Below are 16,618 nucleotides of genomic sequence, written 5' to 3' on the forward strand. Positions count from 1 at the left end.
ATGAATTGAGCGTTTGTATGTCATGACGCCAAGCCATACTTCCGACTAGCGCGCTGACGGGTGTGCCTGGGGCAGGGCGGCTATGCCTGCTTTTGCTGCAGCGATCGGCGTGTACAGTTCAGCTTCCATATCGTGGAGATCAGTTGATGATTTACGAAGGTAAAGCCATCACGGTTAAGGCTCTTGAAAGTGGCATCGTCGAGCTCAAGTTCGACCTCAAGGGTGAGTCCGTCAACAAGTTCAACCGCCTGACCCTGAACGAACTGCGCCAGGCCGTCGATGCCATTCAGGCCGACGCCTCGGTCAAGGGCGTGATCGTCAGCAGTGGCAAGGACGTGTTCATCGTCGGCGCCGACATCACCGAGTTCGTCGACAACTTCAAGCTGCCCGAGGCCGAACTGGTCGCCGGCAACCTGGAAGCCAATCGCATCTTCAACGCCTTCGAAGACCTCGAAGTGCCGACCGTCGCAGCCATCAACGGTATCGCCCTGGGCGGCGGCCTGGAAATGTGCCTGGCCGCCGACTACCGGGTCATGTCCACCAGCGCCAAGATCGGCCTGCCGGAAGTCAAGCTGGGTATCTACCCGGGCTTCGGCGGTACCGTGCGCCTGCCGCGCCTGATCGGTTCGGACAACGCTATCGAGTGGATCGCCGCCGGGAAGGAAAACCGTGCCGAAGACGCCCTGAAAGTAGGTGCCGTCGACGCCGTGGTTGCGCCTGACCTGTTGATGGCTGGCGCCCTCGACCTGGTCAAGCGCGCCATCAGTGGCGAGCTGGACTACAAGGCCAAGCGCCAGCCCAAGCTGGAAAAGCTCAAGCTCAACGCCATCGAGCAGATGATGGCCTTCGAGACCGCCAAGGGCTTCGTCGCCGGCCAGGCCGGCCCGAACTACCCGGCCCCGGTCGAAGCCATCAAGACCATTCAGAAGGCCGCCAACCTCGGCCGTGACAAGGCCCTGGAAGTCGAAGCCGCAGGCTTCGCCAAGCTGGCCAAGACCTCGGTTGCCCAGAGCCTGATCGGCCTGTTCCTCAACGACCAGGAACTCAAGCGCAAGGCCAAGGCACATGACGAAATCGCCCACGATGTGAAGCAGGCCGCCGTGCTCGGCGCCGGCATCATGGGGGGCGGCATCGCCTACCAGTCGGCGGTAAAGGGCACCCCGATCCTGATGAAGGACATCCGCGAGGAAGCCATCCAGCTGGGCCTGAACGAGGCCTCCAAGCTGCTCGGCAACCGCGTCGAGAAGGGCCGCCTGACCCCGGCCAAGATGGCCGAGGCACTCAACGCCATTCGCCCAACCCTGTCCTATGGCGATTTCGCCAATGTCGACATCGTCGTCGAAGCCGTTGTCGAGAACCCGAAGGTCAAGCAGGCCGTGCTGGCCGAAGTGGAAGGCCAGGTGAAGGACGATGCGATCCTCGCCTCCAACACCTCGACCATCTCCATCAACCTGCTGGCCAAGGCGCTCAAGCGCCCGGAAAACTTCGTCGGCATGCACTTCTTCAACCCGGTGCACATGATGCCGCTGGTGGAAGTCATCCGTGGCGAGAAGTCCAGTGAAGTGGCGGTCGCCACCACCGTGGCCTACGCCAAGAAGATGGGCAAGAACCCGATCGTGGTCAACGACTGCCCGGGCTTCCTGGTCAACCGTGTGCTGTTCCCGTACTTCGGCGGCTTCGCCAAGCTGGTAAGCGCCGGTGTCGACTTCGTGCGAATCGACAAGGTCATGGAGAAATTCGGTTGGCCGATGGGCCCGGCGTACCTGATGGACGTAGTCGGCATCGACACCGGCCACCACGGCCGCGACGTGATGGCCGAAGGCTTCCCGGACCGCATGAAAGACGAGCGCCGCTCGGCCGTTGACGCACTGTACGAGGCCAACCGCCTGGGCCAGAAGAACGGCAAGGGCTTCTACGCCTACGAAACCGACAAGCGCGGCAAACCGAAGAAGGTCGCCGACGCCAGCGTGCTCGACGTGCTCAAGCCGATCGTTTTCGAGCAGCGTGAAGTCACCGACGAAGACATCATCAACTGGATGATGATCCCGCTGTGCCTGGAGACCGTGCGCTGTCTGGAAGACGGCATCGTAGAAACCGCCGCCGAAGCCGACATGGGTCTGGTCTACGGCATTGGCTTCCCTCCCTTCCGCGGTGGTGCGCTGCGCTATATCGACTCGATCGGTGTGGCCGAATTCGTTGCCCTGGCCGATCAGTACGCCGACCTGGGGCCGCTGTACCACCCGACCGCCAAGCTGCGTGAAATGGCCAAGAACGGCCAGCGCTTCTTCAACTGAGCGGTCAACGAGCTAGAGCGAGAGATTTGATATGAGCCTGAATCCAAGAGACGTGGTGATTGTCGACTTCGGTCGCACGCCGATGGGCCGCTCCAAGGGTGGCATGCACCGCAATACCCGCGCCGAAGACATGTCGGCGCACCTGATCAGCAAACTGCTGGAACGCAACGACAAGGTCGACCCGAAAGAAGTCGAGGATGTGATCTGGGGCTGCGTCAACCAGACCCTCGAGCAGGGCTGGAACATCGCCCGCATGGCCTCGCTGATGACCCAGATCCCGCACACTTCTGCGGCGCAGACTGTCAGCCGCCTGTGCGGCTCGTCGATGAGCGCGCTGCACACCGCCGCCCAGGCGATCATGACCGGCAACGGTGATGTGTTCGTGGTCGGTGGCGTGGAGCACATGGGTCATGTCAGCATGATGCATGGCGTCGACCCCAACCCGCACCTGTCCTTGCATGCCGCCAAGGCTTCCGGGATGATGGGCCTGACCGCGGAAATGCTCGGCAAGATGCACGGCATCACCCGTGAGCAGCAGGACCTGTTCGGCCTGCGTTCGCACCAGTTGGCCCACAAGGCCACGGTCGAAGGCAAGTTCAAGGACGAGATCATCCCTATGCAGGGCTATGACGAGAACGGCTTCCTGAAGGTGTTCGATTTCGACGAAACCATTCGCCCGGAAACCACCCTCGAAGGCCTGGCGTCGCTGAAGCCTGCGTTCAACCCGAAAGGCGGTACCGTCACTGCCGGTACCTCGTCGCAGATCACCGACGGCGCATCGTGCATGATCGTCATGTCCGGTCAGCGCGCCATGGACCTGGGTATCCAGCCATTGGCGGTCATCCGTTCCATGGCGGTGGCGGGTGTCGACCCGGCGATCATGGGCTACGGCCCGGTGCCGTCGACCCAGAAAGCCCTCAAGCGTGCTGGCCTGACCATGGCCGACATCGACTTCATCGAGCTCAACGAAGCCTTCGCCGCGCAGGCCCTGCCAGTGCTGAAAGACTTGAAAGTGCTCGACAAGATGAATGAGAAGGTTAACCTGCACGGCGGCGCGATTGCCTTGGGCCACCCGTTCGGTTGCTCCGGGGCACGGATTTCCGGCACCCTGCTCAACGTCATGAAGCAGAATGGCGGCACCCTGGGGGTGGCGACCATGTGCGTCGGCCTCGGCCAAGGTATCACCACTGTCTTCGAGCGCGTCTGATCGCGTAGCGGGACAGCGACCGGGGCCTTGTGCCCCGGTTTTGTTTTTTACAGGTTTTATTCAAGAGGGTGGGCAACATGCAGATACAACCAGGCGTATACCGGCATTACAAAGGGCCTGAGTACCGTGTCTTCAGTGTTGCGCGGCACTCCGAGAACGAAGAGTGGATGGTGTTCTACCAATGCCTGTATGGTGATTACAGCTTCTGGGTACGGCCACTTTCGATGTTCCAGGAGTCCGTCGAGGTTGACGGCGAGCAGGTGCCACGCTTTGCTTTGGTCAAGGCCGAAGAGGGGCTGCTCGAGGTGCTGGGCAAGTCGCACGAGTGATAGTCCGAACTTGACCTCACACTTTTGCCACTATATATAGCGGTGCCGCGTCTGGCACCTGACGCGTTTTTCATCTTCAGATTCAGGAATACTCCGATCCATGGGCAAATCGCTGGTCATTGTGGAATCCCCGGCCAAGGCCAAGACCATCAACAAGTACCTGGGCAACCAGTACGTGGTGAAGTCGAGTATCGGCCATATCCGAGACCTCCCCACCAGCGGTTCGGCCAGCGCCAGCAAAGAGCCGGCCGCAAAGCGTGGCAAGGCCGCGGGTGAGGCTCCGGCCCTGTCGCCGAAGGAAAAGGCCCGCCGCCAGCTGGTGGCGCGCATGGGCGTCGACCCCGATCACGGCTGGAAGGCCAAGTACGAGATCCTGCCTGGCAAGGAAAAGGTGATCGAAGAGCTGCGCCGCCTGGCGAAGGACGCCGACACCATCTATCTCGCAACCGACTTGGACCGCGAAGGGGAAGCCATCGCCTGGCACCTGCGCGAGGCCATCGGCGGCGACGACACCCGCTACAAGCGCGTGGTGTTCAACGAAATTACCAAGAAGGCCATCCAGGATGCCTTCTCGCAGCCGGGCGAGCTGGATATCGACCGGGTCAACGCCCAGCAGGCTCGACGTTTCCTCGACCGCGTGGTCGGCTACATGGTTTCGCCGCTGTTGTGGGCCAAGATCGCCCGTGGCCTGTCCGCCGGCCGTGTTCAGTCGGTGGCGGTAAAGCTGGTGGTTGAGCGCGAGCGTGAAATCCGCGCGTTCATCCCGGAAGAATACTGGGAAATCCACGCCGACCTCGGCACTGCCAAGAACGCCAAGGTGCGTTTCGAAGTGGCACGCGAGAAGGGCGAGGCCTTCAAGCCGCTGAACGAAGCCCAGGCCATGGCGGCGCTGGAGAAGCTCAAGGCTTCCAGCTTCAGCGTGGTCAAGCGCGAAGACCGCCCGACCAGCAGCAAGCCGTCGGCACCGTTCATCACCTCCACCCTGCAGCAGGCAGCCAGTAACCGCCTGGGCTTCGGCGTGAAGAAAACCATGATGATGGCCCAGCGCTTGTACGAAGCCGGCTACATCACCTACATGCGTACCGACTCGACCAACCTGTCGGCCGACGCCCTGGACATGGCGCGCAGCTACATCGAGCGCGAGTTCGGCAAGCAGTACCTGCCCGAGGCGCCGCTGGTGTACGGCAGCAAGGAAGGCGCCCAGGAGGCGCACGAAGCGATTCGTCCTTCCGACGTGAATACTCACCCGAGCAAGCTCAGTGGCATGGAGCGCGACGCCGAGCGCCTGTACGAGCTGATCTGGCGCCAGTTCCTGGCCTGCCAGATGCCGCCAGCGCAGTACCTGTCCACCAGCGTCACCGTGGCAGCGGGCGACTTCGAGCTGCGTGCCAAGGGCCGTATCCTCAAGTTCGACGGTTACACCCGTGTGCTGCCGCAGCAGAGCAAGCCTGGCGAAGATGACGTGTTGCCGGAAATGGTCCAGGGTGAAGCGCTGAAGCTGATCCAGATCGACCCGAGCCAGCACTTCACCAAGCCACCGGCACGCTTCACCGAAGCCAGCCTGGTCAAGGAAATGGAAAAGCGCGGCATCGGCCGCCCGTCGACCTATGCGGCGATCATCTCGACCATTCAGGACCGTGGCTATGTGACCCTGCACAACCGCCGCTTCTATTCCGAGAAGATGGGCGACATCGTAACCGAGCGCCTGTCCGAGAGCTTCTCCAACCTGATGGACTACGGCTTTACCGCCGACATGGAAGAGAACCTCGACGACGTGGCTCAGGGCGAGCGTGACTGGAAGAACGTGCTCGACGAGTTCTACGGCGACTTCAGCAAGAAGTTGCAGACCGCCGAGTCCAGCGAAGACGGCATGCGCGCCAACCAGCCGACCATGACCAACATTCCGTGCAAGGAATGTGGCCGGCCGATGATGATCCGCACCGCCTCTACCGGCGTATTCCTCGGTTGCTCGGGCTACAGCCTGCCGCCGAAAGAGCGCTGCAAGGCCACCGTCAACCTGGTGCCGGGCGACGAAATTGCCGCTGATGACGAGGGCGAATCGGAATCCCGCGTGTTGCTGGGCAAGCACCGCTGCCCGATCTGCGCCACGGCGATGGATGCCTACCTGCTGGACGAGAAGCACAAGCTGCACATCTGCGGTAACAACCCGGATTGCGCCGGCTACGAGATCGAGGAAGGCAACTACCGCATCAAGGGTTACGAAGGGCCGAGCCTGGAGTGCGACAAGTGCGGCAGCGAGATGCAGTTGAAGACTGGCCGCTTCGGCAAGTTCTTCGGTTGCACCAACCCGGCATGCAAGAACACCCGCAAGCTGCTCAAGAGCGGCGAGGCGGCGCCACCGAAGATGGACAAGGTGGACATGCCAGAGCTCAAATGTGAAAAGGTCGACGATACCTACGTGTTGCGTGATGGCGCTTCGGGGCTGTTCCTGGCCGCCAGCCAGTTCCCCAAGAACCGCGAAACCCGCGCACCACTGGTGTTGGAGATCGTGCCGCACAAGCACGAGATCGACCCGAAGTACCACTTCTTGTGCGATGCACCGCAGAAAGACCCGGAAGGCCGCCCTGCGGTGATCCGCTACAGTCGCAAGACCAAGGAGCAGTACGTGCAGTCCGAGGTGGACGGCAAGCCGACCGGCTGGAAGGCGTTTTACGACGGCAATGCGTGGAAGGTTGAAGACAAGCGCTGATTCTTTATCAGTCTCTGGCCTGCGCGCGCCCTTGTAGGAGCGGCCTTGTGTCGCGAAAGGGCTGCAAAGCAGCCCCAGGATTTCAGCGCAGATGCACAAATTGCTGGGGCTGCTTTGCAGCCCTTTCGCGACACAAGGCCGCTCCTACAGTTGACCGCGTTAACCGGTCAGGGGGGGCAAGCCCGCGAAGGGGCGCAAAGCGGCCCCAATCATTTATGATGCAGCTATCCGCCTTGCAGCCTTAGGGAGGGCACCGAAATGGCCCAGGAACTCTACACCCGCACCAACCAGAAACTGTTCTTCGCCGGCCTCGCCCTCGAGTCCATGGCCAAGGCTGAGCAAAGCCAGGCCATGAATGCCCAGGGCCTGGTCCAGGCCGAACGCGAGGCGGCACTGTTCCATCTCTACGGCGCACTGCTGGGCCTGTGCCATGAAATCGGTGGGTTCTACCGCCTGCCTGTGGTTGCAACGGTCGAGCAAGCACTGGCCGACGATGCCCTGAACGGTATCGCCATCCCTGAAGTAGCCGAGCTGCTGGAACTGGCCCGCCAGCGCGAAACCTGGCTGGCGCAAATGCTCGGTGCTTATGCCGATTTGTTCCGACCACCGGTCGCGAGAAAAGCACCGAAAACCGATGTTACCCAGCCCCTGATCCAGGCGGTCAATCTCGATGAACCCGAGCATCCGGCGCTGTCGCGTGCCGAGCTGGAAAGCTGGCGCAGCAACTTCAAGGGCCTGGTGCGACGTTTCCGTGACGCGTTGAGTGAGTGCTGATAGCTGCTACGGCTGGTACAATACTGGCCTTTCGCGGAGAACTGCCATTTATGTCTACGTCGTTTCTGGAAATTGTCGAGTTGCCTGATGGCCGCATCGAACTGCGTCGCGCCGAGGATGAGGGCTCTCTGGTAACCCTGGATTTTTCGGAAGACGCCAAGGCGTTTCTGCAGGGGCAGCATGTGGAAGTGGCCAAAGCCATGCTCAGCGTCGGCGTGCAGATGGCCGGCCGCCTGATGGATGGCGAGCTTGAGCGTGATGAAGGGCCGCGTGTGCTGCACTGAGGTGCAGCAGGGCGTCAGGTTTCATGCAGTGACAGGCAAAGCCTGAACATCAGCCGAGGCGGATGTTCAGGCTTTGTGCGTTTCCAGTACCGGCGGCGCGCAGCAATTGCTGGCGTGCAGTGGCGTTGACGCTGCCCAGCCAGCTGACCACGGTGTGGCTACGGCCCAGGCGCAAGGCTTCGCAGGCCAGTTGAAGCGGGCTTTGATTGCCGCGAGGTTGCAGCAGCAGGATACGTTCACGGTTGAGCCCGGCATCGCGCAGCCAGGCCTGGGTCAGGCTCGACGGTGGGGCGATCAGGGTCAGCCAGCGCGTCTCGTCCTCTTCGCTCAGTTCGCGTAACACTGGTGCCAGGAGGCTCTGGCAGTGCCCCGGGGCTCCGCGCAGCGACAGTTCGCTGAACAGCTCGGGCTGGCTGCTCTTGCGCGCCACTTCGCTGGCTTTCAGGCCAGGCAGTACGGGCTGAGCGAGGAATGCTTCGAACAATGGCAACTGGGCTTGCTCGGGTGCGTGAATGAACTGCTGCATGACGCCTCCTGGATCAGCGGCGAATGACGCCGACGCTCAAGCCCTCGATCACCAGCTCCTGTTCTTTCAGGTCGACTTCGATGGGGGCGAATTCGGGGTTTTCGGCAAGCAGCCAGACCTTGCTGCCTTCGCGCTTGAAGCGCTTGACGGTCACTTCGTCGCCGATGCGGGCCACGACGATCTGGCCATTGCGGGCTTCGCGGCAGGTGTGTACCGCCAGCAGGTCGCCATCGAAGATGCCGACGTCCTTCATGCTCATGCCGTGGACGCGTAGCAGATAGTCGGCCTGGGGGTGGAAGAAGTCGGGGTTGATGTTGCAGGATTGCTCGATGTGCTGTTCAGCAAGGATCGGCGCACCGGCGGCAACCCGGCCGATGATCGGCAGGCCGCTTTCTTCGGCCTTGGCTTCGAGGCCGGGAATGCGAATGCCACGGGAGGCGCCCGGGGTCATCTCGATCGCGCCCTTGCGGGCGAGGGCCTTGAGGTGCTCCTCGGCGGCGTTGGGCGACTTGAAGCCCAGCTCCTGAGCGATCTCGGCGCGCGTCGGCGGGAAACCGTTGTCTTCCAGGCAACGCTTGATGAACGCGAGAATTTCGGCTTGGCGTGGCGTCAGTTTCAACATGGTGAGCGCTCTGTCTTTTTGTACAGTGACTGGGATTATATACAGTACTGGATGCGCTGCAAGCCAAAACCTGCAATAACAGCAGGAATGGCGCTTGCAGCCGCCCGTCTGGCGCTTTTAAATGGCGACCGGCCGGTCACCGAGCCTTGACAGAAGCAGGGCTGAAACGTATGTTTCAAACACCTGTTTGTCTGACGGAGTAGTCGGAGTAGTCATGGCCCAATCGGAAACCGTTGAACGCATTCTCGATGCTGCCGAGCAGCTGTTCGCGGAAAGGGGGTTCGCCGAAACCTCGTTGCGGCTGATTACCAGCAAGGCCGGGGTCAACCTGGCGGCGGTCAACTATCACTTCGGCTCCAAGAAGGCTCTGATCCAGGCAGTGTTCTCGCGCTTCCTGGGGCCATTCTGCGCCAGTCTCGAACGTGAGCTGGAGCGGCGCCAGGCCAAGCCGGAGCAAAAGCCGAGCCTCGAAGAGCTGCTGGAAATGCTGGTCGAGCAGGCGTTGGCCGTGCAGCCGCGCAGCAACAACGACCTGTCGATCTTCATGCGCTTGCTGGGCCTGGCCTTCAGCCAGAGCCAGGGCCACCTGCGGCGGTACCTGGAAGACATGTACGGCAAGGTGTTCCGCCGCTACATGCTGCTGGTCAACGAGGCCGCGCCGCGCATCCCGCCGCTGGAGCTGTTCTGGCGCGTGCACTTCATGCTTGGCGCCGCCGCCTTCAGCATGTCCGGCATCAAGGCCCTGCGTGCGATTGCCGAGACCGATTTCGGCATCAACACCTCGATCGAGCAGGTAATGCGCCTGATGGTGCCGTTCCTGGCTGCGGGCATGCGTGCCGATAGCGGTGTTACCGACGACGCCATGGCCGCCGCACAACTGCGCCCGCGCACCAAGACCAGCGCAAGCGCCACCACCGCCAAGGCCTGAAGGCTGGGCGGGGCAGGGCGCTTCGGCTAAGCTAGCGCCCATGCCCGACCTCGACTTCCTGTACATTTCCCTCGCCGATCAGCGCCTTTATGGTTTTGCCGATGGCCAGCTGCGCGTGCGCCTGCCGGTTTCCACGGCGCGCAACGGTGCTGGCGAGTGCAACGGCTCGGGTTGCACGCCACGTGGCCTGCACCAGGTGCGGGCGAAGATCGGCGCGGGCTTGCCGCTGAATGCGGTATTGGCCGGGCGACGCTGGACTGGCGAGGTATGGTCGCCGACTTTGCATGCGCAATACCCCGGCCGGGACTGGGTCCTCACTCGCATCCTCTGGCTCAGTGGCTGTGAGCCGGGGGTCAACCGCCTGGGCACGGTCGACACCTTCCGCCGTTATATCTATTTGCACGGCACCCCGGATACGGAACCCTTGGGCGTAGCGCTGTCCCATGGTTGCATACGCCTGCGCAACACCGATTTGCTAAGCCTGTTCGAACAGGTGCCGGCCCATTGCCCGGTGCGCATCGAGCAGGCCGCCTGCCCCCAGTGGGCTTCTCTCAGTCTTCAATGAAGGATTACCCATGACTGTCAGCCTGCAAGGCTCCTTGATGGTGGATATCGCCGGTAAATGGCTGACCGCCGAAGACCGTCACCTGCTGCGCCAGCCTGAAGTGGCCGGCCTGATCATCTTTGCCCGCAACATCGACAGCCCGCGCCAGGTGCGTGAACTGTGTGCGTCGATCCGTGCCATTCGCCCCGACCTGATCCTGGCGGTGGACCAGGAGGGCGGCCGGGTACAGCGCTTGCGCCAAGGCTTTGTGCGGCTGCCTGCGATGCGGGCGCTGGCGGATAATGACAACGCCGAGCACCTGGCCGAGCAATGCGGTTGGTTGATGGCGACCGAGGTGCTGGCGGTTGGCCTGGACCTCAGCTTTGCCCCGGTACTTGACCTGGACCACCAGCGCAGCGCCGTGGTGGGCAGCCGCGCCTTCGAGGGTGACCCGCTGCGTGCCACGCAACTGGCCGGGGCGTTCATCCGTGGCATGAATGCGGCGGGCATGGCGGCTTGCGGCAAGCACTTCCCAGGGCATGGCTGGGCCGAAGCAGACTCCCATGTGGCCATTCCCACCGATGAGCGCAGCCTCGAGCAACTGCGCCAGGCCGACCTGGTGCCGTTCACCCGCCTGAGCGGGCAACTGGCGGCAGTGATGCCGGCACATGTCATCTACCCGCAGGTCGACAACCAGCCGGCTGGCTTCTCGCGGCGCTGGTTGCAGGACATCCTGCGTGGCGAGCTGGGTTTCGACGGGGTGATCTTCAGTGACGATTTGTCGATGGCCGGCGCACATGTTGTCGGGGATGCGGCCAGTCGCATCGAAGCGGCACTGAGCGCCGGTTGTGATATGGGGCTGGTTTGCAACGATCGGGCGGCGGCGGAGCTGGCGCTAAGTGCGGCGCAGCGGATGAAGGTCAAACCTTCGCCGCGCATCGCAGGCATGCGCGGGCAAGGGTTTGCGCGGACTGACTATCGTCAGCAGCCTCGTTGGCATCAGGCATTGTGCGCATTGAGGGAGGCCCAACTGGTCGACTGACGAGGCTCGACCCTGCTCGGTCCGAAACAGGATCCTGCGTTTGCGATGCGCGTGTTGCGTGAGTACTCCGGGAAATGCTCTCCGGTGTACCAGGCGACCCGCATTCCAGAGACTCGGGCAAAGCGGAGATTTCTCCGTTTTGCCCGTAATGGGTTTCTGATTTTCGCTTAGAGGATTTTGTCATGACATTTTGTATGCAGGGGGCCTTGATGGTCGATATCGAAGGCACCGCGCTGACGCCCGAGGATCGTCAGTTGTTGGTCCAGCCTGAAGTAGCTGGTTTGATCATCTTTGCACGTAATATTGCCCACCCGCGTCAGGTGCGGGAGTTGTGTGCATCGGTACGCGCTCTGCGCCCTGACCTGCTCATAGCGGTCGACCAGGAAGGCGGGCGGGTGCAGCGCTTGCGTGAAGGGTTCGTCAGGTTGCCATCCATGCGGCAGATCGCCCAGAGCGATGATGCCGAGCGATTGGCTGGACATTGTGGCTGGTTGATGGCAACCGAGGTGCTGGCGATCGGGCTGGATTTGAGTTTTGCTCCAGTGCTCGATCTGGATCATGGGCGCAGTGCTGTCATTGGTGCACGTGCCTTCGATGGTGATCCTGAGCGTGTCACGCAACTGGGTGCAGCGTTCGTCCGTGGCATGACTGCGGCGGGCATGGCAGCATGCGGCAAGCATTTTCCGGGGCATGGCTGGGCTGAGGCTGATTCGCATGTGGCCATTCCCGTGGATGATCGCAGCCTGGATGAACTGCGCAAGGCGGATTTGGTGCCATTTACCCGATTGGCACGCCAACTGTCGGCAGTGATGCCAGCACATGTGATCTATCCCCAGGTCGATAGCAAACCTGCCGGTTTTTCCAGGCGCTGGCTTCAGGACATTCTCAGGGGAGAGCTTGGCTTCGAAGGCGTGATTTTCAGTGATGACCTGTCCATGGCCGGTGCCCATGTGGTCGGAGACGTTGCTGGTCGCGTCGAGGCTGCTTTCGGTGCGGGTTGTGATGTGGGCCTGGTATGTAATGACCGGGCTTCGGCAGAGCTTGCTCTGCTGGCTGCGCAGCGCTTGAAAGTCACGCCATCACCGCGCCTTGCTATGATGCGAGGCTTCAGTTTTGCGCGGACTGATTATCGCCAGCAGCCGCGGTGGCTGGAGGCGTTGGCGGCGTTGCGGGAGGCACAGTTGGTCGATTGACCGCGCCGGCCCCTTCGCGGGCATGCCCGCTCGCACAGGTGCAGCGCTGGTTTCGATATTAGTGTTGTACCTGTGCTGGCCTCTTCGCGGGTGAACCCGCTCCCACAGGTCCTGCGCTGTCCTTGAGGGCACTGGTGTCCCTGAGGGAGTGGGTGCGGCGCTGTTCTTGAGGGCACTGAGATCACTGTGGGAGCGGGTTTACCCGCGAAGAGGCCAGTACAGACAACATAAGACTCAGGTTCTACCGCCCGCGCTTCCCGGGCAGTGGCGCAAACAGTGCCTCGATCTCCTCATCCCCCAGCCGCCATTGCCCGGCCTGCCCGCCATCGAGCAGGCTCGCGGCCAATGCCGCCTTCTCCTGCTGCAACAGCTGGATCTTTTCTTCCACCGTCCCCCGGGTGATCAGCTTGAACACGAACACCGGTTTGTCCTGGCCAATACGGTAGGCGCGGTCGGTGGCCTGGTTTTCGCTGGCCGGGTTCCACCAGGGGTCGAAGTGGATGACCGTGTCTGCGGCCGTCAGGTTCAAGCCCACGCCACCCGCCTTGAGGCTGATCAGGAACACTTCGCTGTCACCCTGCTGGAACTGTTGCACCGGCGTGCGTCGGTCGCGGGTATCGCCGGTCAGCAGGCTGTAGCGGATCTTGCGCTTCTCCAGCTCCTGTTCGATCAGCGCCAGCATCGAGGTGAACTGCGAGAACAACAGCACCCGGCGCCCTTCGCTGAGCAGCTCTTCGAGCATTTCCAGCAGCGCGCCCAGTTTGCCCTTGTCGGCCTGGTTGCCTTTGCTTTCCACCCCTTTGACCAGACGCAGGTCGCAGCAAACCTGACGCAGCTTGAGCAACGCATCGAGAATGACGATCTGGCTGCGCGCGGCGCCATTGCGGGTGATCTCATCGCGGACTTTCTTGTCCATGGCCACCCGCACGGCCTCATAGGTGTCACGCTGGGCATCGCTAAGCTCGACCCAGTGCACCATCTCGGTCTTGGCCGGCAACTCGGTGGCCACCTGCTCCTTGGTGCGGCGCAGCAGGAATGGGCGGATGCGGCTGGCCAGGTGGGCCATGCGCTCGCTGTCGCCGTGGCGCTCGATCGGTGTGCGGTAATCCTGGTTGAAGCGCTTCAGGTCACCCAGCCAGCCAGGCATAAGGAAGTGGAAAATCGACCACAGCTCGCCCAGGTTGTTTTCCATTGGCGTGCCAGTCAGGCAGACCCGCTGATTGGCCCGCAGCTCGCAAACCGCGAGGGCGGCCTTGCTGGTGCTGCTCTTGATGTTCTGTGCCTCGTCCAGCACCAGCACATGCCAGGCCTGGGCACGCAGGTGTTCGAGGTCGCGCGGCACCAGGGCATAGGTGGTCAGGACCAGGTCGTATTCGTGCAGTTTGGCGAAATGCTTGCTGCGCCCCGGGCCTTGCAGGGCCAGCACGCGCAGCCCGGGGGCGAAGCGCTGGGCTTCGTCCAGCCAGTTGGGTACCAGGCTGGTCGGCATCACCGCCAGGGCCGGTGCGCTCAGGCGCCCGGACTGTTTCTCCAACAGCAGGTGTGCCAGGGCTTGCAGGGTCTTGCCCAGCCCCATGTCGTCGCCAAGGATGCCGCCGGTGCCCATCTCGCGCAGTGCCTGCAGCCAGTTCAGGCCTTGTTGCTGGTAAGGGCGCAGGCTGGCTTGCAGCCCGGTTGGCGGTTCTACCTGCAAGTCACGGGCATCGCGCAGGCGACGGCCCAGTTCGCGAACGTGCTCGCCGCCTTCCCAGTGCAGGGGCAGGCCTTCGATTTCGTTCAGGCGCGCGGCATCTGCACGGTCCAGGCGCAGCGTCGGGCCTGCGGCGTCTTCGTGCAGGTACAACTCGCCCAAGGTACCCATTACCGCCTTGATCCGGCCGTAGGGCAGGGCAACGCGCAGGGCCGGGGCATCGAGGCGGCCACGGTTGAGGTCGATCAGCAGGTGCTCGTCGTCACTGCGCCGGGCCAGTTCGCTGGGGCGCAGCAGTTCCGGGTTGCTGCGCAGCAGTTGCAGCACGATCGGCAGCAGGCTGTGGCGCTGGCCATCGACCACGATGCCCAGCTCCAGATCGAACCACTCATGACCGGGCGCTTCGTCGATGCTGGCGTACCAGTCGTCCACCTCCTGCAGGTTGAAGGCGAAGTCACGGTGGATGTCGATGTTCCAGCCGGCTTCGCGCAGGCGTGGCAGGCCTTCGCGGGCAAAGCGCAGCCAGGCTTCGTCATCGGGCAGCTGGAGCATTTCGCCGGCGCTGTCAGGCAGTGCCTTGCTCTGCCGGGTGGCGGCCTTGAAGCCCAGGTCGCGCAGCACCTTGCGCAGCGCCTGCTCGGCCTGCGGCTGGCGGCGGATGCGCTGGCTGGTGTTGTCGACCAGGCGGGTCAGCGGTTTTTCGTCGCTGCCGCTGGCGCGTAAACCGTCATAGTCGAACGCCAGTGCGGCCCGATGCTGCATCTGCCGCTGCATGCGGCCGGTCTTGGGCATGTAGGCGCTGAATTCAAGGCTGCCCAGCGTCAGGTGCGGTCTGGGTTGAACACTGTCGATTTCTTCACTGCGTACGCTTGTAGGCGTTGGCACCTGCCGATTCAGCGCATTCAACCGGTGGCTCAGGGGGATGATCAAGTGTTCGGGCACCGTAGGTGCGCTTGCCAGTTGGCTGGCAATGAACGGGTCAAGATCATGCACAAGCTTGCCAGTCATGCCCGTCTGGGTATCGATGTAATAGAGCGGGTCGAGCGGCAGTGCCAGGTCATGCATTCGCTCATCATGGTGCCACGCCCCACGATAGCTGCCGTTCTCAAGCCTCATCCAGCGAAACTCGGCCGGCAGTGTCGGCCCGGGGGCTAGTGGTAACAATTGCTCGCCATAGATCAGGCGGCCACTGCCCAATGCGAACTCGTACAGCTCTGCGCCTTGCTTTCCTTCCAGTCTTGCGATTGGCATGTTGGTGTTTTTGCCTAGGGCGTCAATCAGCCTGAGGATGCGCAGGTCCTCATCAGTTACGTAACGTGGCGTGTAGTAGAGCATCTCAGGCAGCGAGCTGGCACGGGCGAGTTTCAGCTGGCCATCGGCTTCGCGGGTGCCTTTGGATACGCTGAGCGTGCAAAGGCCGCGCTCATTAACGACCTTGTAGTAGAGCGACGGGCCTTTGCGTTTGGCAGGCTCGGCAGGCTTTGTCGGAGCTTCCAGGGCCTCGACCCAATGGGCGAGTTCAGGTGGGAGGTCCAGAGATTGCCGGGCTGCGTCAACCGTTGGGTGAGGGGCATCATGGCTGCCCTCGGCGTAATCTGGCCCACGTTCCAGCAAATAGAGTGCAGCCGCACAATGCTTGCAGTCTTTGCCCACCGGGCATGAGCAAGTGCCTCGGCACTCCAGGCCATCTTCCGTCATGTCCAGCGTGATGCGCTGGTAGTAGGTCCGGCCGCCGGAACCTGCGCACTGAGCGCGGACGGTCATGTCGAGGATGGACACGATTTCGCTTCTGCCTTCCTCGGCATAGTCCAGGCCGCGTTGCAGGGACTTGCGGTCAAACGCGAACGTCCAGCCGTCGTGCTCCCGCACAAAGAACTGTGCATCGCTCTCGCTCACATCACTGCTCCATCATCTCCGGGTCCATCACCGGCATTTTAGGCGTGCCTGGTGGTGTCACCTTCAGTAGCACCGCCAGGTGCCCGCCGTCGAGGAAGGTCAGCTGGCCGCCCTTGACGTTGCTGTTGCTCTGCTTGAACTGCTCGCTTTGCAGCACGCTGCCGTTGCCGTCCAGCTGGTTGACCCAGAAGTTGGCCTCGACCGCGATGAAGCGGCCCTCGGCGATGCTGAGGTTGCCTTCGATGGGGAAGTGGCCGAACTGCTCGGCGCCTTCGCCCAGGGCGATGCGGCTGGGCTCGCTGCCCACTTGCTGTTGCCAGGCCTTGTGCAGCAGCACGGTGTAGTCGGCGGTAGCTTCCAGGCGAGTGGCTTCGTCTTCCAGCGCCAGGCGGCGCTCGGCGTCCTTCTCCAGGCGTGGAGCGCCAGCGCTCCAGTCTTCGGGGGCGAACGGGCTGGTGAAGGCGGGCACGCTGTTCTGCCGCACCAGGATCATTTCTACCTGATACAAGCCTTCGGCGAAGGCGGCCGGGGCGAACAGCGCCAGCAGCAGGGTCAGGCAACGGATGGCACGCATGGATC

General features: G+C 62.6%; 14 protein-coding genes. 10 read left to right on the plus strand and 4 right to left on the minus strand.

What is annotated here, in order from left to right; genetic code table 11:
- Positions 1-146: 146 nt before the first annotated feature.
- The 6 genes from fadB to R9B85_RS20745 all read left to right on the plus strand — a co-directional run bounded on the left by fadB (position 147) and on the right by R9B85_RS20745 (position 7,598).
- Positions 147-2,294, plus strand: a complete 2,148-nt coding sequence (gene fadB / locus R9B85_RS20720; protein ID WP_112252132.1) for a fatty acid oxidation complex subunit alpha FadB — start codon at positions 147-149, stop codon at positions 2,292-2,294.
- A gap of 31 nt (positions 2,295-2,325) precedes the next feature.
- Entirely contained in the window at positions 2,326-3,501 is a 1,176-nt protein-coding gene (gene fadA / locus R9B85_RS20725; RefSeq protein ID WP_112252133.1) for an acetyl-CoA C-acyltransferase FadA, read from the plus strand.
- Positions 3,502-3,578: 77 nt separating this feature from the next.
- Entirely contained in the window at positions 3,579-3,830 is a 252-nt protein-coding gene (locus R9B85_RS20730) for a DUF1653 domain-containing protein (RefSeq protein WP_112252134.1), read from the plus strand.
- A 100-nt stretch (positions 3,831-3,930) separates the two neighbouring features.
- Positions 3,931-6,540, plus strand: coding sequence for a type I DNA topoisomerase (topA, locus tag R9B85_RS20735; protein WP_133970878.1), 2,610 nt, complete (start codon positions 3,931-3,933; stop codon positions 6,538-6,540).
- Between the two features lie 258 nt (positions 6,541-6,798).
- Positions 6,799-7,314 (plus strand): DUF6586 family protein, encoded by a 516-nt coding sequence (locus tag R9B85_RS20740; RefSeq protein ID WP_423770530.1) that lies wholly within the window; start codon positions 6,799-6,801, stop codon positions 7,312-7,314.
- Positions 7,315-7,364: 50 nt separating this feature from the next.
- Positions 7,365-7,598, plus strand: coding sequence for a hypothetical protein (locus R9B85_RS20745; protein WP_004376430.1), 234 nt, complete (start codon positions 7,365-7,367; stop codon positions 7,596-7,598).
- A 49-nt stretch (positions 7,599-7,647) separates the two neighbouring features.
- Here the strand turns inward: R9B85_RS20745 and sulA are convergent, their stop codons facing one another.
- Complete coding sequence (gene sulA / locus R9B85_RS20750) at positions 7,648-8,124, minus strand: SOS-induced cell division inhibitor SulA (RefSeq protein WP_112252137.1); 477 nt, start codon at positions 8,122-8,124, stop codon at positions 7,648-7,650.
- Between the two features lie 13 nt (positions 8,125-8,137).
- Positions 8,138-8,746: a transcriptional repressor LexA gene (gene lexA / locus R9B85_RS20755; protein ID WP_004376420.1), complete on the minus strand. Its 609-nt coding sequence runs from the start codon at positions 8,744-8,746 to the stop codon at positions 8,138-8,140.
- A 214-nt stretch (positions 8,747-8,960) separates the two neighbouring features.
- Between lexA and R9B85_RS20760 the strand changes: the two genes are divergently transcribed.
- The 4 genes from R9B85_RS20760 to nagZ (R9B85_RS20775) all read left to right on the plus strand — a co-directional run bounded on the left by R9B85_RS20760 (position 8,961) and on the right by nagZ (R9B85_RS20775) (position 12,453).
- Positions 8,961-9,674 (plus strand): TetR/AcrR family transcriptional regulator, encoded by a 714-nt coding sequence (locus R9B85_RS20760; RefSeq protein WP_112252138.1) that lies wholly within the window; start codon positions 8,961-8,963, stop codon positions 9,672-9,674.
- A 40-nt stretch (positions 9,675-9,714) separates the two neighbouring features.
- The gene (locus tag R9B85_RS20765) at positions 9,715-10,239 is read left to right on the plus strand and encodes a L,D-transpeptidase (protein ID WP_112252139.1); all 525 of its coding nucleotides are present in this window, start codon (positions 9,715-9,717) and stop codon (positions 10,237-10,239) included.
- Between the two features lie 22 nt (positions 10,240-10,261).
- Positions 10,262-11,260, plus strand: coding sequence for a beta-N-acetylhexosaminidase (nagZ, locus tag R9B85_RS20770; RefSeq protein WP_181457339.1), 999 nt, complete (start codon positions 10,262-10,264; stop codon positions 11,258-11,260).
- A 194-nt stretch (positions 11,261-11,454) separates the two neighbouring features.
- Entirely contained in the window at positions 11,455-12,453 is a 999-nt protein-coding gene (gene nagZ / locus R9B85_RS20775) for a beta-N-acetylhexosaminidase (protein ID WP_112252173.1), read from the plus strand.
- Between the two features lie 241 nt (positions 12,454-12,694).
- Here the strand turns inward: nagZ (R9B85_RS20775) and R9B85_RS20780 are convergent, their stop codons facing one another.
- The gene (locus R9B85_RS20780; protein WP_215521157.1) at positions 12,695-16,039 is read right to left on the minus strand and encodes a DEAD/DEAH box helicase; all 3,345 of its coding nucleotides are present in this window, start codon (positions 16,037-16,039) and stop codon (positions 12,695-12,697) included.
- Between the two features lies 1 nt (position 16,040).
- A complete protein-coding gene (locus R9B85_RS20785; RefSeq protein WP_039614135.1) occupies positions 16,041-16,613 on the minus strand; it encodes a CsiV family protein in 573 nt (190 codons plus the stop codon).
- Between the last annotated feature and the right edge of the window lie 5 nt (positions 16,614-16,618).

Source organism: Pseudomonas sp. NLJ1 (genome assembly GCF_049486705.1).
Taxonomy (GTDB): Bacteria; Pseudomonadota; Gammaproteobacteria; order Pseudomonadales; family Pseudomonadaceae; genus Aquipseudomonas; species Aquipseudomonas inefficax.